Annotated in this window: 18 protein-coding genes; 7 read left to right on the top strand and 11 right to left on the bottom strand. The window is 68.3% G+C overall.

Features of this window, described 5'->3' with window-relative positions:
• From GTZ93_RS21810 to GTZ93_RS21820, 3 genes are all read left to right on the top strand, one after another.
• On the top strand, positions 1-933 hold the full coding sequence (locus tag GTZ93_RS21810) for a type VI immunity family protein (RefSeq protein ID WP_161662963.1): 933 nt from the start codon (positions 1-3) through the stop codon (positions 931-933).
• 101 nt (positions 934-1,034) lie between these two features.
• Complete coding sequence (locus GTZ93_RS21815) at positions 1,035-1,733, top strand: hypothetical protein (protein ID WP_257979250.1); 699 nt, start codon at positions 1,035-1,037, stop codon at positions 1,731-1,733.
• On the top strand, positions 1,730-2,641 hold the full coding sequence (locus GTZ93_RS21820; RefSeq protein WP_139919248.1) for a DUF3396 domain-containing protein: 912 nt from the start codon (positions 1,730-1,732) through the stop codon (positions 2,639-2,641). Before GTZ93_RS21815 ends, GTZ93_RS21820 begins: the two co-directional genes overlap by 4 nt.
• On the opposite strand, the gene GTZ93_RS21825 is transcribed toward GTZ93_RS21820, so the two are convergent.
• The 4 genes from GTZ93_RS21825 to GTZ93_RS21840 form a co-directional block, all read right to left on the bottom strand.
• The gene (locus tag GTZ93_RS21825; protein WP_161662965.1) at positions 2,638-4,560 is read right to left on the bottom strand and encodes a sulfatase-like hydrolase/transferase; all 1,923 of its coding nucleotides are present in this window, start codon (positions 4,558-4,560) and stop codon (positions 2,638-2,640) included. The genes GTZ93_RS21820 and GTZ93_RS21825 overlap by 4 nt on opposite strands.
• Positions 4,561-4,677: 117 nt before the next feature.
• Entirely contained in the window at positions 4,678-6,651 is a 1,974-nt protein-coding gene (locus tag GTZ93_RS21830) for a hybrid sensor histidine kinase/response regulator (RefSeq protein ID WP_139919828.1), read from the bottom strand.
• Positions 6,652-6,770: 119 nt separating this feature from the next.
• A complete protein-coding gene (locus GTZ93_RS21835) occupies positions 6,771-14,201 on the bottom strand; it encodes a HAMP domain-containing protein (protein WP_139919829.1) in 7,431 nt (2,476 codons plus the stop codon).
• Positions 14,202-14,423: 222 nt separating this feature from the next.
• The gene (locus GTZ93_RS21840) at positions 14,424-15,323 is read right to left on the bottom strand and encodes a hypothetical protein (protein ID WP_139919834.1); all 900 of its coding nucleotides are present in this window, start codon (positions 15,321-15,323) and stop codon (positions 14,424-14,426) included.
• A gap of 274 nt (positions 15,324-15,597) precedes the next feature.
• Here GTZ93_RS21840 and GTZ93_RS21845 point away from each other — a divergent pair, with 274 nt between their 5' ends.
• A complete protein-coding gene (locus GTZ93_RS21845) occupies positions 15,598-16,344 on the top strand; it encodes a hypothetical protein (protein WP_161662966.1) in 747 nt (248 codons plus the stop codon).
• 73 nt (positions 16,345-16,417) lie between these two features.
• Here GTZ93_RS21845 and GTZ93_RS21850 read toward each other — a convergent pair whose 3' ends face one another.
• Complete coding sequence (locus GTZ93_RS21850) at positions 16,418-17,155, bottom strand: MerR family transcriptional regulator (RefSeq protein WP_121753300.1); 738 nt, start codon at positions 17,153-17,155, stop codon at positions 16,418-16,420.
• 354 nt (positions 17,156-17,509) lie between these two features.
• On the opposite strand from GTZ93_RS21850, the gene rsgA reads away from it, so the two are divergent.
• The gene (gene rsgA / locus GTZ93_RS21855; protein ID WP_139919830.1) at positions 17,510-18,601 is read left to right on the top strand and encodes a ribosome small subunit-dependent GTPase A; all 1,092 of its coding nucleotides are present in this window, start codon (positions 17,510-17,512) and stop codon (positions 18,599-18,601) included.
• Between the two features lie 55 nt (positions 18,602-18,656).
• Here rsgA and GTZ93_RS21860 read toward each other — a convergent pair whose 3' ends face one another.
• Positions 18,657-19,211 (bottom strand): hypothetical protein, encoded by a 555-nt coding sequence (locus GTZ93_RS21860; protein WP_139919831.1) that lies wholly within the window; start codon positions 19,209-19,211, stop codon positions 18,657-18,659.
• A gap of 94 nt (positions 19,212-19,305) precedes the next feature.
• Entirely contained in the window at positions 19,306-19,911 is a 606-nt protein-coding gene (locus GTZ93_RS21865; protein WP_167548267.1) for a TetR/AcrR family transcriptional regulator, read from the bottom strand.
• 82 nt (positions 19,912-19,993) lie between these two features.
• Between GTZ93_RS21865 and GTZ93_RS21870 the strand changes: the two genes are divergently transcribed.
• Positions 19,994-20,743 carry a glucose 1-dehydrogenase gene (locus GTZ93_RS21870; protein ID WP_139919832.1) on the top strand — a complete coding sequence of 250 codons (750 nt, stop codon included), beginning with the start codon at positions 19,994-19,996 and terminating at the stop codon, positions 20,741-20,743.
• 24 nt (positions 20,744-20,767) lie between these two features.
• Here GTZ93_RS21870 and GTZ93_RS21875 read toward each other — a convergent pair whose 3' ends face one another.
• Positions 20,768-20,998: a hypothetical protein gene (locus GTZ93_RS21875; RefSeq protein ID WP_120578950.1), complete on the bottom strand. Its 231-nt coding sequence runs from the start codon at positions 20,996-20,998 to the stop codon at positions 20,768-20,770.
• Positions 20,999-21,027: 29 nt separating this feature from the next.
• Positions 21,028-21,870, bottom strand: a complete 843-nt coding sequence (locus GTZ93_RS21880; protein WP_139919833.1) for a 2-oxo acid dehydrogenase subunit E2 — start codon at positions 21,868-21,870, stop codon at positions 21,028-21,030.
• Between the two features lie 113 nt (positions 21,871-21,983).
• On the opposite strand from GTZ93_RS21880, the gene GTZ93_RS21885 reads away from it, so the two are divergent.
• Positions 21,984-22,910 (top strand): DUF1684 domain-containing protein, encoded by a 927-nt coding sequence (locus GTZ93_RS21885; protein WP_139919470.1) that lies wholly within the window; start codon positions 21,984-21,986, stop codon positions 22,908-22,910.
• 75 nt (positions 22,911-22,985) lie between these two features.
• Here GTZ93_RS21885 and GTZ93_RS42465 read toward each other — a convergent pair whose 3' ends face one another.
• Both GTZ93_RS42465 and GTZ93_RS21895 read right to left on the bottom strand, forming a co-directional pair.
• The gene (locus GTZ93_RS42465) at positions 22,986-23,861 is read right to left on the bottom strand and encodes a hypothetical protein (RefSeq protein ID WP_139919469.1); all 876 of its coding nucleotides are present in this window, start codon (positions 23,859-23,861) and stop codon (positions 22,986-22,988) included.
• A gap of 412 nt (positions 23,862-24,273) precedes the next feature.
• Complete coding sequence (locus tag GTZ93_RS21895) at positions 24,274-24,852, bottom strand: type 1 glutamine amidotransferase domain-containing protein (protein ID WP_120580685.1); 579 nt, start codon at positions 24,850-24,852, stop codon at positions 24,274-24,276.
• Positions 24,853-24,928 lie beyond the last annotated feature (76 nt).

Consider the following 24,928-nt stretch of genomic DNA (forward strand, 5'->3'; position numbering starts at 1 on the left):
ATGACAAAGGACTATCCAGTCATCCGCCTGTGGTCGAAAGGCGAGCCTCCCGTCCCCACGGCCCGCGATGGCGTCGTCCTCCACTTTTTCATTCAGCATGAGCACAAGGAGGCCGCGCTGGCGGCATGGCGCGCGTTGCAGCACTACCGTCAGGCCATTCCCCCTGGCTCGCTGGGTTGGTATGGAGCGGACGATGGCGACATCCTGGAGCTCGACGACAGGGGCTGGGAGGTCGCACGCCAGAAGATGATCGAGCGTCCCTCAGGCTACAGCGGAAGTGCGCTGCTGCTGGAAAGCCCAGGAGGAGGAGAGGTCTCCAGCGGCTACATCTTCGAATACGAAGGCTGGTCCAGCGACAATCCCTTCGGCAAGGTGCCCTTCGTCTCGGTGTCATTCACGTTTCCCACCGAATACCTCCAGGAGAACGGAGCAGCCTCGTTTCGCGCCCTGGCACTAGAGCTGGCTCAAGAGCTGCCCTTCAGCTTCGGCTACGCCAGCTTCGCCATCATTTCTCCGGGAAGCCACTGGAGCTCCACGAGGGGAGAGCTGATCGAAGCGCTCCTCATCCGATACCCAGGCCTGGACCTGCACAACATCGAAGACTTCGGCCCCATCATCGGGACCCGTGCGCTGGGCCCCCACTGGCTCACGTTCCTGGGACAGCCCCTGCTGGGACAGCCGGGCGGCATCGACGCGCTCCGGAACGTGCTCCCCTTCCCAGAGGTCTCCCTGCTCCCCATGGACGGCGACCGCGTCCTCGTCACCCTGGACGAGTGGCCAGACCCCATCGACACACAGACGAAGGCCATTCCCCCCCAGTACCGCGCACTGGCCCGCCTGATGGAGCCCTTCCTCTTCCAGTACGAAGGCAAAGAGCTGCTCCCCTACCAACACGACACGAACCAGTGGCTCCGCCGGTTCCTCCAACCCTGAAGCCAGGACGACGTCCCGCGATGAGCCTGTGGGTGGCTTGCGCCCTGCTGACTGCGTGTGCTGGCGGTTCACGGCATTCCCGGCACGGAGAGCTGGGGTTCGTGGACTCGGAGACCGCCGGCAAGGCACGGCACGCGGCGTATGTGGCAGAACAGGCGTCCGCGCGGGCGGCGGCGTCGACCCTGGTCCAGGCGGCGCCCGTCCTGCTTGGCTTGATGCAGCAAGACCACGACGCCGTGGATGAGTTGGAGGAACGCCTCGCGGAGTGTGCTGCCCGGGCTGAGCAGGTGGGGAATGCGCGCTACTTCCACGGGCGGCCTCCCACGCGGCAGGAATGCAGCGAGATCGTCGAGAAGGATCGCTGTGGCAACCCCATCACGCGCGCAATGCAGTTGGGAAAGCAGAAGCACGTGCTCGCGCTTCAGTGCGCGGAAGAGGGGTTGAAGGAACTGTGGCCCGCGCCCTTCAGCATCGAGCAGCGCTACCGCTACTACCCGAACGCCCGCTTCTTGGAGACCATCAGCCCGCGGGAGGAAGCGCGCCTCATTGCCCAGGGATGCACCGAGGAACTCCGGGGCACCATCAAGCCCGACCTCGTGCTCCACGGAGACCGCGACCTGCTCAAGTCCGCGCTCACCCTGGACTTCAAGTTCCCTTGCCCTGATAGCAACCTGCCAAAGTGGACGGAGTATGGCCCCAGCAGTCCATACATCGGCAGGGACCAGGGTGAGATCTACAAGGCAGCACTGGGCGGACCGGCGCTACTCATCTCTCCGGGCAATGGAGTGAGGCCGCGATGAGGGACAACTTTCCAAGCATCCAGCTTCGCGCCAGGAAAGGCTGGCTCGCGGGACGCGATGGCATCGTCATCTCCTTCTTCATCCAGCGCACCCCCGCGGATTTCGCCCCTGCGGTATGGCGCGCCCTGCAAACCTATCTTCGAGCCATTCCTGCTGGAACGCTGGGTTGGTACCCGTCCGACGACGGAGACATGGCTCCTCTCGATGACGCCGGATGGAAACACCTCCGGCAGTGTCTGCTGGAGCCGCCCTGGAACGGTCTCCGATCCATCGAACTCATGGAGAGTCCGAGCGAGGCTGGCGGCTATCACTTCGAATACTACGGGCGGCAACTCGGGGATCCCATCCTTGAGGACCCCATCAGCTCGGTGTCGTTCACGTTCCCGACCGAATACCTCAGGGAGCACGGGGCTTCACACCTTCAAGCCCTTGCGCTCCAACTGGGGCACGAGCTGCCGTTCAACTTCGGCTACGCCAGCTTCGCGATCGTCTCACCCCAAGGTTTGTTCAGCTCAGGCGACTGGAAGCTCACCGAAGCGCTCCTCGCCCGGTATCCGGGACTGGACGCCTACAACAACAGGGAGCTCAGCGCAGTCATCGGCACGCACGCCCTGGTCCCCGCCTGGCTCACGTTCCTCGGCCAGCCCCTGCTGGGACAGTTGGGCGGCATCGACGCGCTCCGGAACGCGCTCCCCTTCCCGGAGGTCTCCCTGCTCCCCATGGACGGTGACCGCGTCCTCGTCACCCTGGACGAGTGGCCAGACCCCATCGACACACAGACGAAAGCCATCCCCCCCCAGTACCGCGCACTGGCCCAGCTGATGGAGCCCTTCCTCTTCCAATACAAAGGCGAAGAGCTCCTTCCCTTCCAACACGACACGAACCAGTGGCTTCGCCGGTTCCTCTAACCCTGCGGCCAGGGCGACAGCTTCTCCGCCTCGTACCGCCCCAGCAGCGCATGCGTCGCGCGCGCCGCCTCTTCCACCTCCACGCGGGACAGCCCCCGCGGCAGTGACGGAATCAGCGTCGGGAACGGCTGGTCGAAGACGAGCAGGTTCTCCATCTCCAGCGGGTCCGTCTCCAGGTCATACAGCTCCCACTGGTCCGCGTGCTCTCCGGACGGGTCAAACGTCCTCGCCAGCTTCCAGCGGGGCGTGCGCACGCAGCGGACGTGGTTCGGCTGGCACACCGCTCCGGGCCTCAACCCGGGCACCTTGCCCTGCTCCCGCAGCCGCTCCACCGCTCGCGAGTACACGGTGAACAGCGCGTCATCGTGCAGCTGGTGCGGGTCTCCCGTGCGCGGCAGCGGCTCCGTGATTTCGTCGTCCGTGATGAAGAGGACGCCTTCTCGCGGCGTGCCGTTGGGCTCCACCACCGTGGTGGACTCGCCCCTCGCCAGCGGGCTCAGGTCCGCGCCCACGAACGGCGGCACCGGACGGTGGAGCCGCAGGTCCGTGCGGATCGCCGCCTGCTCCTCGCGGGTAATCCCCGCCAGCCCCAGCACCGTGGGCACGATGTCCGCGTGGCTCGTCAGCGCGTCGATGTATCGCGTCTTCTGCTCCTCGGAGAACTGCACCACCAGCGGCACGTGCAGCGCCTCCTGGTAGGACGTGTGCCACTTCTCCATCAGGTAGCTGTGTGCCGCGCCGTACTCGCCGTGGTCGGAGAGGAACACCACCACCGTGTTCTCCCGCAGCCCCGTCTCGTCCAGCGTCCGCAGCACCCGCTCAATGTGCCCGTCCACCAGGTGGATGAGCCACGCGTAGTACTGCTGGAAGCGCAGCGCCGCCTTCTCCGGGTCGTGCGTCAGCTGGAACGGGATGCCCGCGTTCAACGTCACCGTCACCGGGTCGATGTTCTCGTTCGCCTGGTGCATCGTCAGGCCCGTCTTCGACGACAGCGCGAGCCCCACCTTGTACGCATAGTCCCGCTGACAGGCCGGCTTGTTCTCCAACGTGTCGTGCAGATTCGACGGCACGCTCGCGTTGTCCTGCGGGAACCCCAGCGGGTTCAGCGGCACCGTGAACGTCCCCCCCGTGGGCGCCACCGACCGCCCCCCCGTAGGCACCATCAGCGGCCCCACCTTGGGCCCCGCCGGATCCAACTGCCGCGGCAGGATGGGATACGTCGCGATGTCGTGCGGATTGGTGAACGACGCCACCGCCAGCCACGGCTGGGGCTCGCTCCCCGGCGCGGCGGCCCGGGGCGCCTCGTACGACTGCTCCGCCAGCGCCCGGTTGTACGGCTCACCCAATGCCATCCGCCGCAGGAAGCCGCACGCCAGGTCCGCGAAGCCTTCGTCACGGAACGCGCCCAGGTTGTTGATGGAGGCCCCGTGCGGCTCCGGATACGACAACTCCCAGTCGTCAAAGCCATACTGTTTCAGCGAGTGGTCCGGAGGATTGCTCACATGCCACTTGCCGAAATAGTGCGTGTGGTAGCCCGCCTTCTGGAACCAGTGCCCCAGCGTCGGAATCCCATCCGCTGACAGCCACGGGAAGGCCGCCGCGTCACCGCTCTTGAACAGGCCGTCCGTCTGCGTGACGCCCGTGCGCGTGCCGTACTGCCCCGTGTAGATGACCGCGCGGCTGGGAGTGCACGCCGACGCCGCGATGGTGTGGTTGCGGAACACCGCCGCGTTCTTCCGCAGCGCCGCGAAGCCGGGGAAGAACTTCCGGAACGGGTTGTCCTCCCCTCCCTCGTCCGCGAAGCCCAGGATGTCCTTGATGGCCGGCAGGAAGCCGCCATCAGGCCCATAGGCGAACGGGGGGAACTGGAGCTGATCGACCGTCAGGATGAGGATGTTGGGCCGCGAGGGAGTGGACATGCCCCGTCCCTGAGCACGCGCCATACCAACGGCCTTCCCAGAGACACCGGCCCCACGCCCCGCGTCCCCGGGGAACGCAAGCAGCCCTCCGCCGCGTCCCCACCCGACGCGGAAGGTTCAGCTCGGCGTGCGCGAGGACTCCGTCGGCGTCGCCGCCTGGGCCTCCGTGCGCCGGGGCAGCCAGACGTTGAAGGTGGAGCCCTGGCCCACCGTGCCCGTGGACTCCGCCCAGATGCGGCCGCCGTGCTGCTCCACGATGCCCTGGCTGATGGTGAGCCCCAGCCCCAGCCCGCCGTACTTGCTGCCGTGCGCGCGGCCGAAGCGCTCGAAGATGAGGCGCTGCTTCTCGCTGGGGATGCCCACGCCCTGGTCCTTCACGGACAGGTGCACGCCGCTGTCGCCCTCCGCCGCCACGCGCACCAGCACCTGGCCGCCTTCCGGCGAGTAGCGGATGGCGTTGGACAAGAGGTTCGTCAGCACCTGGTCCAACCGCCCCCGGTCCCACGTGCCCTCCAGGCGCTCGGGGACCTCCACCTTCAGCTCGTGCGTCTGGGACAGCACCGCCATGCGGTCCCGCGTCTCCAGCACCAGCTGCGACAAATCAAACGGCTCCAGCTCCAATGACAGCCGCCCCGCCTGCAACCGGCTGATGTCCAGCAGGTCCTCCACCAGCTTCGCCATGCGGTCGATCTGCCGGTTGATGATCTGCAGCGACTTGCCGGGGCCGGCCTCCGTCTGCCCGCCCAGCTTGAGCAGCGCCAGGTGCGCGTGGCCCTTCGCCGCGGCCAGCGGCGTGCGCAATTCGTGGCTCGCGGCGGCGAGGAACGCGTCCTTCGCCTCGCTCGCCAGCCGCAGCGCCGTCTCCGCGCGCTGGCGCTCGGTGATGTCGCGCGCCACGGAGATGAAGCGGCCGGGGCCCTCCCCTTCCGCCACGTACTGGAGCACCACCTCCACCGGTACCTCCGAGCCGTCGCGGCGGCGGTGGTTGGTGGAATACGTCTGCGACGGCAGCGTGCCGGACATCAGCGGCGCCAGCAGCTTGCGGAAGCCCATCTCGTCGAAGGCGCTCTCCACCTCCAGCACCGACAGGCCCACCAGCTCCTCCACGGAGGAGGACAGCTGCTTGGCCGCGCCCGCGTTCGCGTACGCGAGCGTGAGCGAGTCCGGGGTGAACATCAGGACGCAGTCCAGCGTGGCGTCGAGCGTCGTCTTGAAGCGCCCCAGCGCCTCCTCCGCGCGCCGCTTGTCGTCGATGTCCGTGGCGATGGCCAGCCAGCCCACCAGCTGCCCGTGCTCGTCGCGCTCCGGCACCGCGCGCGCCAGGTGCCAGCGGTAGACGCCGTCCTTGCGACGCAGCCGGAACTCCTGCGTGCTGCTCTGCACCTGCACCACCCCGTCGCTCCACACGCCGCGCATCCGCTCGCGGTCCGCCGGGTGCACGTCCAGGAGGAACGAGGAGAGCGACAGCTCATACCCCTCGTGGTGGCCGGTGTAGTCCCGCCAGGCGCGATTGGCGTACGTCAGCGCCCCATCCGCGCGAGCCGCCCACATGGGCTCCGGCAGGGACTCCGTGAGCCGCCGGTAGCGCAGCGCGCTCTGGCGCTCCAGGGCCTCGCGGTCGCGCTGGCGCAGGAGGGCCGCCTGGCGCTGGAGCTGCTGCTCCTTGAGGAACAGGTCCACGAAGACGCTGACCTTCGAGCGGAGGATTTCCGGGTCGAAGGGCTTGAGCAGGTAGTCCACCGCGCCGTGCGCGTAGCCCTTGAAGACATGCGCCGCGTCACGGCTGAGCGCGGTGAGGAAGATGATGGGGATGGTGCGCGTGCGCTCGCGCTGCTTGATGAGCGCCGCGGTCTGGAACCCGTCCAGCCCCGGCATCTGCACGTCCATCAGGATGACCGCGAAGTCGCGCTGCAACAGCTGCTTGAGCGCCTCCTCGCCGCTGGTCGCCTTCACCAGGTCCTGGCCCAACGGCTCGAGGATGGCTTCCAGCGCCAGCAGGTTGGCCGGATGGTCGTCCACCATCAGGATGGCCGCGCGCGGGGTGGCGGCGGCTTCCTGGGGACGTTCCGGAGTGTGCTCTGTGGAGTTCATGTGCGCGGCGGGGGAGCGCGTGGGTCAGAGGACCCGATACACGGCGAACAAGGCTAGGGCTGCCCCCTTCCAGACGGAAGTGCCAAGGGGGCTCAAGGATGGATCGTCCTCGTTGAGTATCAAGCACTCACCCACAGCCGGACCAGTTCCAACAGCTTATCGGTATCCACCGGCTTGGGCAGGTAGTCACTCGCGCCGGCCGCCATGCACTTCTCCCGGTCGTCCTTCAGCGCCTTCGCGGTGACGGCGATGATGGGGAGGCTGGCGTACTTGGGGTCCTTGCGGATGGCACGCATGGTTTCATAGCCATCCATCTCCGGCATCATCACGTCCATCAGCACGACATCCACGTCGGGGTGCTGACCGAGCATCTCGATGGCAGCCCGCCCGTTCTCCGCGAAGACCACCTGCATGCTGTGATTTTCCAGCACGCTGGTGAGCGCGAAGATGTTTCGCATGTCGTCATCCACCAGGAGCACCTTCTTGCCGGCCAGCGGCGCGTCCTGGTCGTTGCGCTGCGCCAGGGCCGCCCGCGCGCGCGCCGGGAGGTTCTCGTCCAGGCGGTGCAGGAAGAGCGCTGTGTCGCTGAGCAGCTGGTCGGGGCTCTTCGCGCCGCTCTTCAGGATGACGCTGCCGGTGTAACGCCGCAGGCGGGCCTCGTCCTTGGGCGTCAATTCACGGCCGGTGTAGACGACGATGGGCAGGTCGCGGAAGCGCTGCTGCGTCTTCACCTCCTCCACCAGCTTGATGCCGTCCATGTCGGGCAACAGGAGGTCGATGACGAGGCAGTCGTACTCGTTCTCCTCCAGCTTCGCGAGGGCCTCCTGGCCGGACGCCACCGCGGTGACGACGACGTCACCGCCGTCGCTGAGCAGCTGGGTGAGGCTGTTGCGCTGCACGTCATCGTCTTCGATGACGAGCAGGCGGCGCTCGCGGCGCTCCAGGAAGCGCGACAGCTGTCCGAAGACGCGCTCCAGCCCCTCCTTGCTCACGGGCTTGGTGAGGTAGCCGAACGCGCCCTGGGTGTTGCCCAGGTGCTTGTCCATCACGCTGATGATGTGGACGGGGATGTGGCGCGTGCGCGGGTTGCGCTTGAGGCGGTCCAGCACGCTCCAGCCGTCCACCACGGGCAGCTGGATGTCCAGGGTGATGGCGTCCGGCTGGTACTCGTGCGCCATGGACAGGCCGCTGTCACCGCGCGTGGCGACCAGGGCCTTGAAGCCCTTCTCGCGCGCCATCTGCACCATGATGCGGGCGAACTTCAGGTCGTCCTCGATGATGAGCAAGGTGCGGTCGCCCTCGCGGATGAGCTCGCGGTCGTCCTCCACCACGACGGGCGTGTGCGAGCCCTCCACCTGCGGGGGCAGCGCGGCGTCCAGTACGTGCGCCTGCGGCTCGGCCACCGGGGACGGCGGCGCGAGCGGCGGCGTCGCCGTGACGATGCCGGACGTGGACGGGGTGGCGTGCGTCTCCGGCAGGGCTCCCAGCGCGCGACTGGCCTCGTCGTTGCCCTGCCCGCCCTCCTCGTCCGCGCCCTGGTACTCCGGCGGCAGGTAGAGGGTGAAGGTGCTGCCCTTGCCCGGCTCGCTCTCCAGGCGGATTTCGCCACCCAGCAGCTTGGCGATTTCACGGCTGATGGACAGGCCCAGGCCGGTGCCGCCGTACTTGCGCGCGGTGGAGCCATCCGCCTGCTGGAACGCCTCGAAGATGATGCGCTGCTTGTCCTTGGCGATGCCGATGCCGGTGTCCTTCACGGCGAAGGCCAGCACGTGGCGCGAGCGGCGCAGCGCCTCGTGGTCGAAGCGGATGCCCTTGTCCACCAGGCGCACGGTGAGCTTCACGCCGCCCTCGTCAGTGAACTTGAAGGCGTTGGAGAGCAGGTTCTTGAGCACCTGCTGCAGCCGCTGCGGGTCCGTGCGCACGTGGCGCGGCGTGCCCGTCAGCACCTCCACCTGGAAGGTGAGGCCCTTCTGGTCCGCCACCGGGCGGAAGCTGCGGTCGATGAACTGGTTGAGCTCCGTGAGGACGATGTCCCGGGGCTCCACCTGCATCTTGCCCGCCTCCACCTTGGACAGGTCGAGGATCTCATTGATGAGGCTGAGCAGGTCCCCGCCGGACGCGTAGATGGTGTTCGCGTACTCCACCTGCTTGTTGGAGAGGTTCCCGTCCTTGTTGTCCGACAGGAGCTTCGCGAGGATGAGCAGCGAGTTGAGCGGCGTGCGCAGCTCGTGGCTCATGTTGGCCAGGAACTCGCTCTTGTACTTGGAGATGATGGTGAGCTGCTCCGCCTTCTCCTCCAGGCTGACGCGCGCCAACTCCACCTCGCGGTTCTTCTCCTCCACGCGGGTGTTCTGGTCCGCCAGCTCCTTCGCCTTGTCCTCCAGCTCGATGTTGGTGCGCTTCAACTCATCCTGCTGCTGGGTGAGCTCGCGCGACTGGCTCTGGAGCTCCTGGGTCAGGCGCTGCGACTCGGAGAGCAGGGTCTCCGTGCGCATGTTCGCCATGATCATGTTGAGCACCACGCCGATGCTCTCCGTCAGCTGATCCAGGAAGATCTGGTGGATGGCGCTGAACGGGTGGAACGAGGCCAGCTCGATGACGGCCTTCACCTCGCCCTCGAAGAGGACGGGCAGGACGATGATGTTGAGCGGCGCGGACTCACCCAGCCCGGAGGAGATGGTGATGTAGTCCGACGGCACGCGCGTCAGCAGGATGGTCTTCTTCTCCAGCGCGCACTGGCCGACCAGTCCCTCGCCCAGGCGGAAGCGGTTCGCCAGGTGCTTGCGCTCCCGGTACGCGTAGGTGCTGGTGAGCTTGAGGGACGGCATGCCGCCCTCGGGGTCGGAGAGGAAGAAGGCGCCGTGGTGCGCGGACACCAGCGGGGTCAGCTCGCTCATGATGAGACGGCTGACGGCATCCAGGGACTTCTGGCCCTGCATCATGCCGCTGAACTTCGCCAGGTTCGTCTTGAGCCAGTCCTGCTCCTGGTTCTTCTGCGTGGTTTCACGCAGGTTGACGATCATCTGGTTGATGTTGTCCTTCAGCGCCGCGACCTCGCCTTCGGCGACGACCGTGATGCTGCGGGTCAGGTCGCCCTTGGTCACGGCGGTGGCCACGTCGGAGATGGCGCGCAGCTGGCTGGTGAGCGTGCCGGCCAGCTGGTTCACGTTGTCCGTCAGCTGCCGCCACGTGCCGCGCGCACCGGGCACGCGGGCCTGGCCGCCCAGCTTTCCTTCGATACCCACCTCGCGGGCCACCGTGGAGACCTGCTCCGCGAAGGTGCCCAGCGTGTCGGTCATGTTGTTGATGGTGTCCGCGAGCGCCGCCACCTCGCCCTTCGCGTCCACGATGAGCTTCTGGGTCAGGTCGCCGTTGGCCACCGCCGTCACCACGCGCACGATGCCGCGCACCTGGGTGGTGAGGTTGGACGCCATGAAGTTCACGTTGTCCGTGAGGTCCTTCCACGTGCCGGCCACACCGGGCACGCGGGCCTGGCCGCCCAGCTTCCCTTCCACGCCCACCTCGCGGGCCACCGAGGACACCTGCTCCGCGAAGATGCCCAGCGTGTCGGTCATGTTGTTGATGGTCTCCGCCAGGGCGGCCACTTCGCCCTTCGCGTCCACCACCAGCTTCTGCTTGAGGTCGCCGTTGGCGACGGCGGTCACCACCTTCACGATGCCGCGCACCTGCGTGGTGAGGTTGCGGGCCATGAAGTTCACGTTGTCCGTGAGGTCCTTCCACGTGCCGGACACGCCCTTCACTTCCGCCTGACCGCCCAGCTTGCCTTCCGCGCCCACTTCACGCGCCACGCGGGTCACTTCGGAAGCGAAGCTGTTGAGCTGGTCCACCATCGTGTTGATGGTGTTCTTCAGCTCCAGGATTTCGCCCTTCGCGTCCACGGTGATCTTCTTGGACAGGTCACCGTTCGCGACCGCCGTGGTCACCAGCGCGATGTTGCGCACCTGGCTGGTGAGGTTGGACGCCATGCTGTTCACGTTGTCCGTGAGGTCCTTCCACGTGCCGGCGACTCCGGGCACCGCGGCCTGACCGCCCAGCTTGCCGTCCGTACCCACTTCCTTCGCGACGCGGGTCACTTCGGAAGCGAAGGCGCGGAGCTGGTCCACCATCGTGTTGATGGTGCTCTTGAGCTCCAGGATTTCGCCCCTCGCCTCCACGGAGATCTTCTGCGACAGGTCGCCGTAGGCCACCGCCGTGGTCACCTTGGCGATGTTGCGCACCTGGTCCGTGAGGTTCGCGGCGAGGACGTTCACGTTGTCCGTGAGGTCCTTCCACACGCCCGCGACGCCGGGCACCGCGGCCTGGCCGCCCAGCTTGCCCTCCGTACCCACTTCCTTACCGACGCGCGTGACTTCCGAAGCGAACGCGCGGAGCTGGTCCACCATCGTGTTGATGGTGTTCTTCAGCTCCAGCACCTCGCCCTTCACGCTCACGGTGATCTTCTGGGACAGGTCGCCGTTGGCCACCGCCGTGGTCACCTTGGCGATGTTGCGCACCTGGTCCGTGAGGTTGCCGGCGAGGACGTTCACGTTGTCCGTGAGGTCCTTCCACACGCCGGACACGCCCTTCACGTCGGCCTGGCCGCCCAGCTTGCCCTCCGTACCGACTTCCTTCGCGACGCGCGTCACTTCCGCGGCGAACGCGCGGAGCTGGTCCACCATCGTGTTGATGGTGCTCTTGAGCTCCAGCACCTCACCCTTCGCGTCCACGGTGATCTTCTTGGACAGGTCGCCGTTCGCGACCGCCGTCGTCACCTCCGCGATGTTTCGCACCTGGGCCGTGAGGTTGTTGGCCAGCAGGTTCACGTTGTTCGTGAGGTCCTTCCAAGTACCGGCGACACCCGGCACCTCCGCCTGGGCGCCCAGCTTGCCTTCCACGCCCACCGTGCGCGCGACGTCCGTCACCTGCTGCGCGAAGACGGACAGCGTCTGGGTCATGGCGTTGATGGTGTCCGCGAGCGCGGCGATTTCACCCTTGGCCTCCATCACCAGCTTCTGGGACAGGTCGCCGTCGGCGACCGCCGTCACCACCTTGACGATGCCGCGCACCTGGGTGGTGAGGTTGAAGGCCATGCTGTTCACGTTGTCCGTGAGGTCCTTCCACACGCCGGACACGCCCTTCACGTCGGCCTGACCACCCAGCTTGCCGTCCGTGCCCACTTCCTTCGCGACGCGCGTCACTTCCGAGGCGAACGCGCGGAGCTGGTCCACCATCGTGTTGATGGTGCTCTTGAGCTCCAGCACCTCACCCTTCGCGTCGACGGTGATCTTCCGGGACAGGTCGCCCTTCGCGACCGCCGTCGTCACCTCCGCGATGTTACGGACTTGATCAGTGAGGTTGTTCGCCAACAGGTTCACGTTGTTGGTGAGGTCCTTCCACGTGCCCGCCACGCCCGGCACCACGGCCTGGGCGCCCAGCTTGCCTTCCACGCCCACCGTGCGCGCGACGTCCGTCACCTGCTGCGCGAAGATGGAGAGCGTCTGGGTCATGGCGTTGATGGTGTCCGCGAGCTCCGCCACCTCGCCCTTGGCCTCCATCTTCAGGCGCTGGGTGAGGTCGCCATTCGCGACCGCGGTCACCACCTTGGCGATGCCTCGCACCTGGGTGGTGAGGTTGGACGCCATGAAGTTCACGTTGTCCGTGAGGTCCTTCCACGTACCGGACACGCCCTTCACTTCCGCCTGACCACCCAGCTTGCCGTGCGTGCCCACCTCGCGGGCCACGCGGGTCACTTCGGAGGCGAAGCTGTTCAGCTGGTCCACCATCGTGTTGATGGTGTTCTTCAGCTCCAGGATTTCGCCGCGCGCGTCGACGGTGATCTTCTTGGACAGGTCACCGGTGGCCACCGCCGTCGTCACCAGGGCGATGTTGCGCACCTGGGTGGTGAGGTTGGAGGCCATGCTGTTCACGTTGTCCGTGAGGTCCTTCCACGTGCCGCCGACTCCGGGCACCGCGGCCTGACCGCCCAGCTTGCCGTCCGTACCCACTTCCTTCGCGACGCGGGTCACTTCCGCGGCGAACGCGCGGAGTTGGTCCACCATCGTGTTGATGGTGCTCTTGAGCTCCAGCACCTCGCCCTTCACGTCCACGGTGATCTTCCGGGACAGGTCGCCATTGGCGACGGCGGTGGAGACCTCCGCGATGTTGCGCACCTGGCTGGTGAGGTTGGACGCCATCAGGTTCACGTTGTCCGTGAGGTCCTTCCACGTCCCCGCGGCGCCGGGCACCTGGGCCTGGGCGCCCAGCTTGCCCTCCACGCCCACCGTGCGCGCGACGCTGGTCACCTGCTGCGCGAACACGTTGAGCGTGTCCGTCATGTTGTTCAGCGTGGCACCCAGCGCGGCGATTTCACCCTGCGACGGCACCATCAGCTTCTGGGTGAGGTCACCGTTGGCGACCGCCGTCACCACCTTCACGATGCCGCGCACCTGCGTCGTGAGGTTGGACGCCATGAAGTTCACGTTGTCCGTGAGGTCCTTCCACGTGCCGGACACGCCGGACACCGCGGCCTGACCGCCCAGCTTTCCTTCCGTACCCACTTCGCGCGCGACGCGCGTGACTTCGGAGGCGAAGCTGTTGAGCTGGTCCACCATCGTGTTGATGGTGCTCTTCAGCTCGAGGACTTCGCCCTTCACGTCCACGGTGATCTTCCGGGACAGGTCGCCGCGGGCCACCGCCGTCGTCACTTCCGCGATGTTTCGCACCTGCGCGGTGAGGTTGCCGGCGAGGACGTTCACGTTGTCCGTGAGGTCCTTCCACACGCCGGACACGCCCTTCACGTCGGCCTGGCCGCCCAGCTTTCCTTCCGTACCGACTTCCTTCGCGACGCGCGTCACTTCGGCGGCGAAGCTGTTGAGCTGATCCACCATCGCGTTCACGGTGGTGCCGATGCGGAGGAACTCGCCCTTCACGGGCTGGCCGTCGATCTCCAGCGCCATCTTCTGGGTGAGGTCGCCTTCGGCGACCGCCACCAGCACGCGGGCGACTTCCGTGGTGGGCTGCACCAGGTCGCCGATAAGGGCGTTGATGGACTGGACGCTGGTGGCCCAGTCGCCGCGCACGTCGCCCAGGTTCACGCGCTCGCCCATGCGACCTTCGCGGCCGACGACGCGCTCCACGCGGACGATCTCGTGGGTGAGCGTGGAGTTGAGCGTCACCACCGCGTTGAACGCGCGGGCAATCTCATCCATGACCACGTCCTGCGCGCCCGACGGCAGCCGCACGGAGAAGTCACCGCCCTGCACGGCCCGGAGCGCCGCCAGCAACTGCTGGAGCGGAGGAGGGCCACCGGGGCGCAGGCCGTCATCAGCGGCCGGGCGGCTGTTGCCGTTGCGGCTTCGCGAGGGAGCACGGCGGGCGGTCGCGGGCTCGGCACGCGTCGCCTCCACGTTGCTCAGCCGGTTGGCCGCGACGTTGCCCTGCGAGCGGGCGCGTGGCGGGCCAGCGTCCTGGCTTGCGGCGGTGGCGGCTGTCTTTCGGCCGTTGGCGCGCTTGCGGGGAGCGGAGGAGCTGGAAGCCTTGGTGTCGTCCACGAATGAAACCCCTGATCGGCGGAAGCGTTGCGACCGGTACTGCGAAACCGGCCCGCGATCCCAGGAACGTCCAATGAGTTCGCGGGTTTGTCGAATGTAAAGCTGGGGCGGAATGGCCCCAGGTGTCAGGCACTGAACGCCGTGCCTGGGCCTGAGCCCCACCAACCCCGAAAGCCCCGGGTCACAGTCGCGGGCCCGAGGAGAAACCTCCCCATAACAGTTTCAGGGAGGCGAGGCGGTGCACGGGAAGCCATCGCACCCCTGCACATACAACGCCCGCCCCGAGAGCCTTCGGGCAGGCGTGCGAGTGCGTGCGGGCATCACTTCGCGTGCCCCCGTGCGGACATCGAACCGTAGCGAGCCCGGCCCCGATGCGTCCGGGGAAGCAGTGGCGCCACAGGCCAGCAGGACCTGATCCGCGGTGTCGAGCCACCACAGGAACTCCACGGCGCACGGGGCTTCCGCCCGCACCAGTTCCAGGGTGCGCGCGTCGTAGACGATGACGCCGCCGCCCCACTCCACCGCCGCGAGCACGCCGCCAGGACCGATGGACAGACGGCCTCCTGGACCCGGCACCTGCGCCTGGCCCAGCACCTTGCCGTCCGGCGCCACGGAGACGAGCTGCCCGGTGGCATCCAGCGCGAGGACTCCGCCCGCGTGGCCGATCAGCCATTCCGGTGGAGTGATGTCGCCCACCGGCAGCAGTGCGCCGTCCCGCTCCCGCAGCAGGTGACCTCCGGCGGCGGCCCACAGACGGCGTGCGCCGTCGAAGGCGAGCGCGGTGGTGCCGGGGATCTCCAAGCGCGAGTGCGAGCCATCGTCGCCGCAGACCGCGACGACGCGGGGCCCGAACACGGCCGCGCGCGACGCATCTGGCGCCACGGCCCAGCCCAGCCGCGTGACCCCTTCGAGCTGCCGCGCCAGACAGTCATTGAGTGCGCCCAGGTGCGCGTCTCCGGCGGGTGAGGCGATGAGGTACGGAAGGCTGGTGGTGGAGACGTAGAGCAGCAGGCCCAGGCCCGCGGCGATGACGAGCGTGAGCGGCCATGCACGGGCGCCCACGCTCCGCGCGAGGCGCGCGCTCTTGCGGCCCGCCGCCAGATGCCCTTCCCGTCCGCTCACGCACGCTCCTCCCGGGACCGGAGGACAGCACAGAAACGGGGCAAAGACTTCTCGCCGCGACACGGAAGCGCGGGTGTTGGACACCCGGGGGTATGCCGTCCCCGCCTGTTTCACTGTGTCGGGCGCGCGTGCGTGCAAGCCCTGTCCCGCGTGCTCTGTCCCATGAATGACCTGCGAGCTGGCGGCCTGCCATGTGCTGACTGGTCCTGACGGGTTGCCCTGTCCGGTGAAGCACACACCTTTACGCCTCAAGCGAGGGGAAAGGATTCCTGACATGCGACGCTCCATTGGCACCGCGGCACTGGCCTTCAGCTTCTTGCTCTCCACCAGCGCGCTCGCCCAGCAGGTAGGCGACGGTTCGAGCCCCGGGACGACCCCCGGCTCGTCGGGCGCTTCGCCGGAGATGATCAACAGCGGGCAGACGGGCACCGCTGGCTCGTCGGGCACGGTCACGCCCGGCACCAACAACTCCACGGGCGTGCAGACGGGCAACACCGCCACCGGCACGGGTGGCTCTGGCACCGGCGTGAACCCGACTCCGGGCACCACTGGCACCGGCACCACGGGAGGTAGCACTTCCGGCACCGGCGGCACCGGGACCAGTGGCATCGGCACGGGCACCGGCACCACCGGCTCCAGCACGGACACCTACGGCACCGGGAGCACCGCTCCGTCCACCGGCACGTACACGCCGCCCTCGACGAGCACCGGCACCTACGGCGGCGCGGGCACCAGCACCACCGGCGTCGGCAGCTCCGGTAGCAACGGCACCATTGGTGGCTCCGGCAGCACCGGCACCATTGGCGGCACGGGCACCGGCACCACCGGCGCCACCGAGCCCGGCAACGAGTCCAACGGCTCGACCGTCATCAACCCGGGCGGCACCGGTACGGGCGGCACCAGCGGCACGACTGGCACGGGCGGCGTCGGAGGCACCGGCACCAGCGGCTCCGGCGGCACCATGGGTGGCGTGGGCGGCACCGGCACCGGTGGCTCCAATGGCACCATTGGCGGCCAGTAGCCTTCAGCGAGCTGCATTTGCATGACAGCCACGGCCGCCAGCCCTTCGCTGGCGGCCGTCGCCGTGTCTGGCTTTACTTCGGCGCGTCCAGACAGGCCATGGCCCGGCCCACGTACTCCATGAGCTTCGGGTCGCGGCCCTGACGCTGGGCCATCCGCGGCTCCTGCTGGTGCATCGTCTGGAGCGACTTCTCCATGCCGGGGTTGCCGCCCGTGAAGGCGCGGACGAGCTCGCGCCAGCGCGTGGCCAGGGCTCGCACCGGCTCGGACGCGGGGTCGGCGCCCTGCTCCATCTGTTCGCGCATGCTCGCGATGAGGCGGGGCCACTCGGCCTCCACCTGCTTGATGGCGTCGTCACCCATCGCCTGGCGACGGGCCTCCAGCTCCTTCAACTGCTCCGGGGTGTAGTACTTCTCGAACATGGTCATGGCCTCGATGGTCTGTAGGAAGTCGTCGGCGGAGACGGGCTCCGCCGCGCGCAGCTGCCGTGCGAGGGAATCCAGGCGGTCGCAGAGCTGACGCTGTTCCGCCAACTGCTCCCGGGCCCGCTGGAGCCGCAGCTCCACCACGCGCAGGGCGGAGAAGTCCGCCCGGCCCAGCGTCTCGGCAATCTCCTCCAGCGAGAACCCGAGCTGCTTGAGCGACAGGATGTGACTCAGGCGGGCAATGTCCTCCGCCGTGTAGAGCCGATGCCCCGACGCCGTGTGCGCCGAGGGCTTGAGCAACCCAATCTCGTCGTAGTGGTGCAGCGCGCGGATGGACAGCCCCGTGCGCCGGGCCAGCTCCCCGACCTTCAGCTCCGTGTGCTGCATGCCTCACCCCTTTCCAGCCACGGTCTTCGCGTGACTGGATGTCATGGGTACAACCTCACGTCGCGTGAGGTTCAAGGGGGAAAACGCACGGGGGTGGCCAGCGGCCGACAGGAATTGTTAGGGTCCCGCACGGAACGGCGATGACCGCCGGTGGTTCCACGCACCCTGAGGAGACCTGTCCTGATGACTCCGCCCCTTGTCGTCGTCGCGGCCCTGTCCGCCACGCGGGCGCCCATCCGCTGAGCCGGTCGCATCACCGTCGTCCGTCGCAGCGCGAGCCCCGCTTCCTTCACGCCCGGCGCCCCGGAGTCCTCTCCCCGCGCCCCAGGCATCGCTCTGCCCGGAGTTCCCCAAGTGTCACTTGAAATCCTCGGCTGGGGTCCCGACCTCGACCTCGCGCTGTCCAACACCGTCTTGCAGTCGTCTTCCTCCCTCGTCCCCGGGCGCGTCGTGCGCCAGCAGCGGGGACTGCTCACCGTGCAGACCGCCGGCGCGGCCTTCCTCGCGCGCACCTCCGGACGCCTCCTCCATCAGGCCCAGGGCCCGGAGGCCCTGCCCACCGTGGGCGACTGGGTCCTCCTGCAACCGCCCGCGTCCGGTGACGGAGAGGCGCTGATGCACTCCGTGCTGCCCCGCCGCAGCCTCCTGAAGCGGCGCGAGGCGGGCAGCGAACACGACGGCCAGCTCATCGCCGCCAACGTGGACGTGGTGTTCCTCGTCGTGGGGTTGGACGGCAACTTCAACCCCCGCCGCATCGAGCGGTCCCTCACGGTGGCCTGGAACAGCGGCGCCACGCCCGTCGTGCTCCTCAGCAAGGCGGACCTCGCGGACAACGCGGCCGGGCGCGTCCTGGAGGTGGAGGCCCTGGCCCCCGGCGTGGACGTGCTCGCGGTGAGCGCGAGGACGGGCATGGGCGTGGAGGACGTGCGCGCACGGCTTCCTCCCAGCAGGACTGGCGTGCTGTTGGGCTCGTCCGGCGTGGGCAAGTCCACGCTCGCCAACCGGCTGCTGGACGCCGCGCGACTCGTCACCCAGCCCGTGCGGCCAGAGGACGACAAGGGCCGGCACACCACCACGCACCGTGAGCTGTTCGTGCTGGAGCACGGCGGCCTCATCATCGACGGGCCCGGCATGCGCGAGCTGGGCCTGTGGGGGGACGACGAGGAGGGCCTGGCCAACGCCTTCGCGGACCTCCTCGCGCTGGCCACCGGCTGCCGCTTCAGCGACTGCGGCCACCAGGGTGAACCGGGCTGCGCGGTGAGGGCGGCGGTGGAGAACGGCACGATCCCCGAGGAGCGGCGCGCGAACTTCGCGAAGCTCCTGCGCGAGCAGGCCTTCCAGCACCGCCAGACGGACGCCACCGCGCAGCGCGAGCACAAGCGGGTGCAGCGCAACCAGTCCAACGCGGGCTGGGCCCGGACGCGCTCCAAGCGGCGCGGCGAATAGACAGACACCTCCGGGCGCGGCGCGGACACCTTCGCGCGCCGCGTCCGGATGTATTTCAGAGTCCGGGGCTCGAATCCGGCACGGAGCCGGGCGGCGGCAGCGGCGGCGGAGTCGGGGCGTCGAGCACCGGGACCTCACCCTCCTCCGGTGCGTTCACGGAGTCCGGCACGCGGGCCGGCGTCTCCTGGCCCAGGTCCTGCCGCGGATTGACGTTCTGGGACTCCGAAGCGCAGGCGTAGGCAACGGTGCGCGAGCCCACCAGGAGCGTGGGCACCAGCAGGCCAATCGCGGCGCAGTTGGCCTGTTCCTCTTCGGTCCGGTTGCCGCCAGCGCACACCGCCGACCCGATGAACGCGCCCGCCACCGCCAGGCCCGCCTGGATGAGGAAGTCGCTGGGGGTCGCGCGGCTCTGCGCCCACGCGATGCCGTTCTTGCATTCGCTGCCAGGGGGACTCGACACGGGCAACAGGCCCACCGCCGTGAACCACTGCCGGTCCTGGTGGACCTTGGGCTCCGGCCGCAGGTTCGTGACGATGCTCGTCCGATAGCAGCCCGTCTGCCCCAGCATCAGCGCCACCATCGACGCCGCCACCGCATGTGCCTTCCGCATCAATGCCCCCAATCCCGGTGAGTGACCGCTCGCACCCGCGTTCAGGCCTCTGTGCCTAGCCTGAACGCGGGGGTCACCGGAAGAGGGGACGGCTCTAGCGGCGGCGCTTCACCGGGGCGGGCAGATGTTCGAACGCCGTCTCCACCATGCCGCGCAGGCTGGCCTCGTCCATGCCCGCCTTGCCCACGGCCTCCAGCCCCCGGAAGACCGCGAGCAGCATGGCACCCAACCTCTGTGAGTCAGCGTGGGCGGCAAGGTCCCCATGTGCCCGGGCCTGCTCCAGGCAGCGAACGAACGCGGCCTCCAGCCCCCGGAAGGTCTCCAGTGCCCGGTCCGCCACGTGCGCGTCCTGCGCCGCCAGCTCCGACGTGCCTCGCGCCAGCAGACACCCTCGCCGGTTCGCGGGCGCCGCGGACGCGGTGGCCACGCCCAGCATGTACTGGCGCAGCCGCTCCAGCGCTCCTGCGTCCGGCCCCTCCAGCGTCTTCTTCACCGACTCCACGGAGCTCACGCAGTACGTGTCGAACACCTTCAGGAAGAGCTGATGCTTGTCGCCGAAGGCTCCGTAGAGGCTGCCCTTCCCCAGCCCCGTGGCCCGCATCAGGTCGTCCATGGACGTCGCCGCGTAGCCCTTGTTCCAGAACTGGTCGCGCACCGCCCGCAGCACCTGCGCTTCATCGAATGTCCGAGGCCGAGCCATGCCCGGAAAATAAAAGTTATTGACCGTTCGGTCCACCATTCTTAGATATGGACCACAAAGTCCATAACCAAGGAGTGGGACGATGGGCAGGCTCGACGGGAAGGTGGCAGTCGTCACGGGTGGAACCACGGGCATCGGCTTCGCGTCCGCGAAGCGCTTCGCGCAGGAGGGAGCGAAGGTGTTCCTCACCGGCCGCCGGCAGGCGGAGGTGGACCGGGCGGTGCAGGAGATTGGCCACGGCGCGGTGGGAGTGCGCGGGGACGTGTCCGTGATGGCGGACCTGGACCGGCTCTACGCGCGGGTGAAGGAGGAGGCGGGGCACCTGGACGTGGTGTTCGCCAACGCGGGCGGCGGCGAGTTCGCGGCGCTGGGCTCCATCACGGAGGCGCACTTCGACCAGACGTTCAACGTCAACGTGAAGGGCACGCTGTTCTCGGTGCAGAAGGCGCTGCCCCTGTTGAAGGACGGCGGCTCCGTCATCCTGACGGGCTCCACCGCGGGCTCGGACGGCTCGGCGGCGTTCAGCGTCTACGCGGCGACGAAGGCGGCGGTCCGCTCGTTCGCGCGCACCTGGGCAACGGACCTGAAGGGGCGGCGCATCCGGGTGAACACGCTCAGCCCCGGGCCCATCGACACGCCGGGACTCAACGGGCTGGCGGCCGACGCGGCGGGGGCGAAGCAGATCAAGGAGTACCTCACCAGCCTCATCCCGCTGGGACGCATGGGGCAGCCGGACGAGGTGGCGAAGGCGGCGCTGTTCCTCGCGTCGGACGACAGCAGCTTCGTCAACGGCGCGGAGCTCTTCGTGGACGGCGGCGCCGGGCAGGTCTGAGCGGCCCGGCGAGGAAGGACCGCGTCAGTCTTCCTTGCCGTCCGGGTTCGACGCGGCCAGCTTGCGCATCTTCGCGGCGAAGGGGCTCTCGCCGTTCACCGGCAGCGGGCCGCCGGCCATGCGCTGGCGGCGGTCCATGGCGAGGTGGCCCTCGGGAGGACCTTCCAGGGCTTCCTTCTCGAAGCGGTCCTGGCCGCTCAGCACCCGTCCCACGGGACGGGACGAACCGACGCGACGAAAGGGATCCACGGACATGGTGCCGACCTCCGGATGACGCCCCTGTTCTACCGCGCTTCGGTCCCCGGTGCATCCCACCCCCGGGGATCCTCCAGCGCGCCACCGATGTGCCGGAGCACCCGCGCGGCCAGGTCCACGTCGATGAGGCGCGCGTCCCAGGTGCAGGTGAGCGTCATGGCCTTGCCGGGCACCAGCGTCCCGTCCTGCACCACGGGCACGTCCCGCACCAGCCCGGGCGCCAGCAGGAGCGGCACGCGGGTGTAGGGCACCATCGCGACGAAGCCCCGCTCCAGCCCCAGCGAGCCCAGGTTCGTCACCGCCACGGAGCCGAACGGGTCGAACGGCATGCCCACGCGGCGCAGGTTCACGTTCAGGCCGTACCAGACGAAGGACAACAGCCGCAGCGCGGGGCCCATCAGCCAGCCGGGCAACAGCGACGAGCGGCGCTTGCCCCGCTCAATCTCCACGTCCTCACGCGCGCGGACCCGCGACACTCGCGACTCCATGGCGTCCGCCAGCGCCTCCAGCGACTTCTGGTCCGCGCGGTGCACGGTGGCGGTGGTCAGGTCCACGCGCGACGCGCCGCTCGCCGGCTGCACCACCAGCACGCAGACGCCCACGTCCTCGCGCAGCCACGGGCGCTGGCCGCGCAGCACGACGTTGGCCTCCGGGTAGCGGCGCAGCGCGTCCGCCGCGGCCTTCGCCACCAGGTGCGTCACCGTCAGGCGGCGGCCGGTGAGCGTGCGGTGCGTGGCCATGAACGCGAGCGCCGGCTCCATGCGGACCTCCAGCGCCGCGTAGGCCGTGGGGTCGCGGGGCGCGCGCCACGTCCCCAGCGCGAGCTTGCGCAGGGCACTGGCCGGGGGCGCGGGATGGAGGTCCAGGTTCATGGAAGGTTTCTCAAGCCTTTGCACGGCGGGAGGACCGCGCGCAACCGGGACGGGCACCTGTTAGACATTGGCCCCAGCGCCCCTGCCCCTCCCGCCCTTCGAGGCCCATCCGCATGAGCACCCTCGCCCTGGTCCTGTCCCTGGCATTACAGGCCTCGCCGCCCGCGACGAAGCCGCTCCCGAAACCCGCCGCGCAGGCGGAGAAGAAGGCCCCCGCGGAGGACGTCGCCGCCGCCACCCAGGCGTGGCACGCCGAACGGCTGCAACGCCTGCAATCGCCAGACGGATGGCTGACGCTGGTGGGGCTCACCTGGTTGAAGGAGGGCGAACAGACGGCCGGCTCCGCTCCCGACAGCGCGGTGCCACTGCCCTCGTCGGCGCCGGCCAGGGCGGGGACCTTCGTGCGCAAGGGTGACACCGTGAGCTTCCAGCCCGCGCCGGGTGTGGCCTTCACGCTGGAGGGCAAACCCTTCACCGGCGGCGCGCTGAAGACAGACGAGAAGGAAGCGCCGGACGTGGTGCGGCTGGGCACCGTGAACTTCCAGATCATCCGCCGGAAGGACAGGCTGGGCGTGCGGATGAAGGATTCGGAGGCGGCGACGCGCAAGCAGTTCCACGGCATCCCGCTGTATCCGGCCAGCGCGGACTGGAAGGTGGAGGCGCGGCTGGTGCCGGACGACAAGCCGCGCATGCTCAGCGTGCCCACGGTGCTGGGGTACGCGGAGGAGATGAAGTCCGCCGGCACGCTCGTCTTCAAGGTGGCGGGCAAGGAGTACCGCCTGACGCCCGTGGGGGAAGAGGGCTCGGACGAGCTGTTCATCGTCTTTGGCGACGAGACGAACCGCGACACCACCTACGGCGCCGGCCGCTTCCTCGAAGCGCCGCTGCCGGACAAGGACGGGCGCGTCGTGCTGGACTTCAACCGCGCCTACAATCCGCCGTGCGCCTTCTCTCGCTTCGCCACCTGCCCGCTGCCTCCGCGCGGCAACCGCCTGTCCCTGCGCGTGGAAGCCGGTGAGAAGCGCGCGGGCGAGCACTGACCCCTCGAAACGCCTCCGCCCGCTTCCCTCCAGGAGGGAAACGGGCGGCATGGGGGGTGTCATCAAGGTGAAGCCTCAAATCTGGATGTTCTTCTCCACTTCCGCCATGCGGAAGCGCGCCATCGCCAGGTTCGCGTTCGCGCGGTGCAGCGCGATGTAGAGGAACAGTCCTTCGCGGGCCGCGAGCGGACGGATGATGTGGTACTGCTCGCCCAGGGTGATGAGCATGTCCTCGATGCGGTCCTTGATGCCCAGGGCCTTCATCGTCTTCAGCTTGGCGCGCATCACCTCCGTGTTGCCCGCCGCCGCCGCCTCGACGTTGAACCCCGCGGATCCGACACTTCCCAATGTCATCCCGCTGTTGGCATCCGCGAGACAGACCGCGAACGCCCCTTCAATCTTCATCGCCTCTTCCAGCGCCTGCTTCACGTTCGCCATGACTTCACCTTCCAGTAGGACGGGGGGACCCAGGGGGGACTGCGACTGCGGGGATTCGGCCGTGAGCTCCGCCAGGTCGAACGTCAGCTGGCTGGAGTAGGAGCGCGGCTGCGGCACGAAGAGGGCCTGCGCCTCCGTCAGTCCGCAGAGCGTCTCCAACTGCACCGCCAGGTGGCGGCACAGCACGTCGCGCAGCGTGTCGCGCGGCACCAGGCCCCACGCCACCAGCGTCTCGCAGAAGTTGCCGCCACTCTTGCGGCACTCCGCCATCACCTGCTCGACGTCCTCGCGGCTCACCAGCTTCGCGTCGATGAGCGCCGTGGAGAAGCTGCGCGCGCCCGGGCCCGTGAGCACCGTCCACGCCACCTTGCGCTCCACCACGAAGATGCGTCCGGAGACCGTGGTGGACTTCACCACCACCTCACCGCCCAGCTTGCTCTCCAGCGCTTCGTTCAACACCGCCCGGACAACCTGACGGGGCTGGGACACCACGTTTCGGGGAGCCGGATTCATGCGGAGTCCACAGTGACCGTCAGTGATGTCGCGGTCCGTCAAGGGGGCCCTACTGGCGGAATACTAAGCAACAACACTGTATAATGGCAACTCAGCTGTAAAATTCAGGGATTTTATGACTCCCCTGGGGTTGATGGAACCCCGTACAAACGTCTGAGTGTCTTGTATCGAAGAACCAAAGACAACGGAACAATGCCAGCGCAGCAAAAAACCGGCGCATGCGTCCGACAGTGCAATGCGTCGAGGGGATGCGGGGTTGTCCCCTCAACATTTTCCCTCTGAAACAGGGGCAGGCAGGCCTCTCCCCGGGGGGAAAATCCGATCCTCCGCGCGGCACGTAGAACCCCCCAGAGCGCGTGAAGCACCCTGGGGGGCTGGGTCCTGTTGGACCATGTTTCGCCCTGTTGGCGGCTCAGTGCACTGGGGGTGCGCGGTCCGCGGTGGCTTGCGGGGCCAGGGGCGACTCCAGACGTGGGGCGATGCCGTCCTTCAGCTGACGCAGCACGGCGGCGCAGAAGGCCTCCAGGTCATCCGGCTTGCGGGACGTGATGAGGTTGCCGTCCTCCACCACCTGGCGGTCCACCCAGCGCGCGCCGGCGTTGATGAGGTCCGTCTTGATGGAGGGGAACGAGGTGACGGTGCGCTCGTCCGCGATGTCCGCCTCCACCAGCATCCACGGCGCGTGGCACACGGCGGCGATGGTCTTGTCCGCCTTGAAGAAGTCGCGCACGAAGCCGACCATGGCGATGTCCATGCGCAGGTGGTCCGGCGAGTAGCCGCCGGGAATCACCAGCGCGGCGAAGTCCGCGGCCTTCACCTCCTTCACCGCCTTCTCCGTGCGGATTTCCGCGCCCTTCTTCCCCTTGAGCGTCTTGCCGGCCTCCACGCCGATGACGACGGGCTCGTGGCCCGCCTGCTTGAGCGTGTCGAAGGGCACCTGAAACTCGGAGTCCTCGAAGTCGTTCGCCACGATGAATGCGATGCGCGCCATGGAACTACCTCCCGCTGGGCATTGGTGTCGTTGAACCCGCCCGAGCAAGGTGCCCACGACAGGGGCCGCGACAACG

The sequence above is a fragment of the Corallococcus exiguus genome (assembly GCF_009909105.1).
Lineage (GTDB): Bacteria > Myxococcota > Myxococcia > Myxococcales > Myxococcaceae > Corallococcus > Corallococcus exiguus.

What these genes read in the sequence shown, in the direction of transcription:
- GTZ93_RS21850 (WP_121753300.1), bottom strand. Translation starts at nt 17,155, where the DNA reads ATGCAGCACACGGAGCTGAAGGTCGGGGAGCTGGCCCGGCGCACGGGG.
- GTZ93_RS21870 (WP_139919832.1), top strand. Translation starts at nt 19,994, where the DNA reads ATGGGCAGGCTCGACGGGAAGGTGGCAGTCGTCACGGGTGGAACCACG.
- GTZ93_RS21830 (WP_139919828.1), bottom strand. Translation starts at nt 6,651, where the DNA reads ATGAACTCCACAGAGCACACTCCGGAACGTCCCCAGGAAGCCGCCGCC.
- GTZ93_RS21860 (WP_139919831.1), bottom strand. Translation starts at nt 19,211, where the DNA reads ATGCGGAAGGCACATGCGGTGGCGGCGTCGATGGTGGCGCTGATGCTG.
- GTZ93_RS21865 (WP_167548267.1), bottom strand. Translation starts at nt 19,911, where the DNA reads ATGGCTCGGCCTCGGACATTCGATGAAGCGCAGGTGCTGCGGGCGGTG.
- GTZ93_RS21880 (WP_139919833.1), bottom strand. Translation starts at nt 21,870, where the DNA reads ATGAACCTGGACCTCCATCCCGCGCCCCCGGCCAGTGCCCTGCGCAAG.
- GTZ93_RS21885 (WP_139919470.1), top strand. Translation starts at nt 21,984, where the DNA reads ATGAGCACCCTCGCCCTGGTCCTGTCCCTGGCATTACAGGCCTCGCCG.
- GTZ93_RS42465 (WP_139919469.1), bottom strand. Translation starts at nt 23,861, where the DNA reads ATGAATCCGGCTCCCCGAAACGTGGTGTCCCAGCCCCGTCAGGTTGTC.
- GTZ93_RS21875 (WP_120578950.1), bottom strand. Translation starts at nt 20,998, where the DNA reads ATGTCCGTGGATCCCTTTCGTCGCGTCGGTTCGTCCCGTCCCGTGGGA.
- GTZ93_RS21895 (WP_120580685.1), bottom strand. Translation starts at nt 24,852, where the DNA reads ATGGCGCGCATCGCATTCATCGTGGCGAACGACTTCGAGGACTCCGAG.
- GTZ93_RS21825 (WP_161662965.1), bottom strand. Translation starts at nt 4,560, where the DNA reads ATGTCCACTCCCTCGCGGCCCAACATCCTCATCCTGACGGTCGATCAG.
- GTZ93_RS21845 (WP_161662966.1), top strand. Translation starts at nt 15,598, where the DNA reads ATGCGACGCTCCATTGGCACCGCGGCACTGGCCTTCAGCTTCTTGCTC.
- GTZ93_RS21820 (WP_139919248.1), top strand. Translation starts at nt 1,730, where the DNA reads ATGAGGGACAACTTTCCAAGCATCCAGCTTCGCGCCAGGAAAGGCTGG.
- GTZ93_RS21810 (WP_161662963.1), top strand. Translation starts at nt 1, where the DNA reads ATGACAAAGGACTATCCAGTCATCCGCCTGTGGTCGAAAGGCGAGCCT.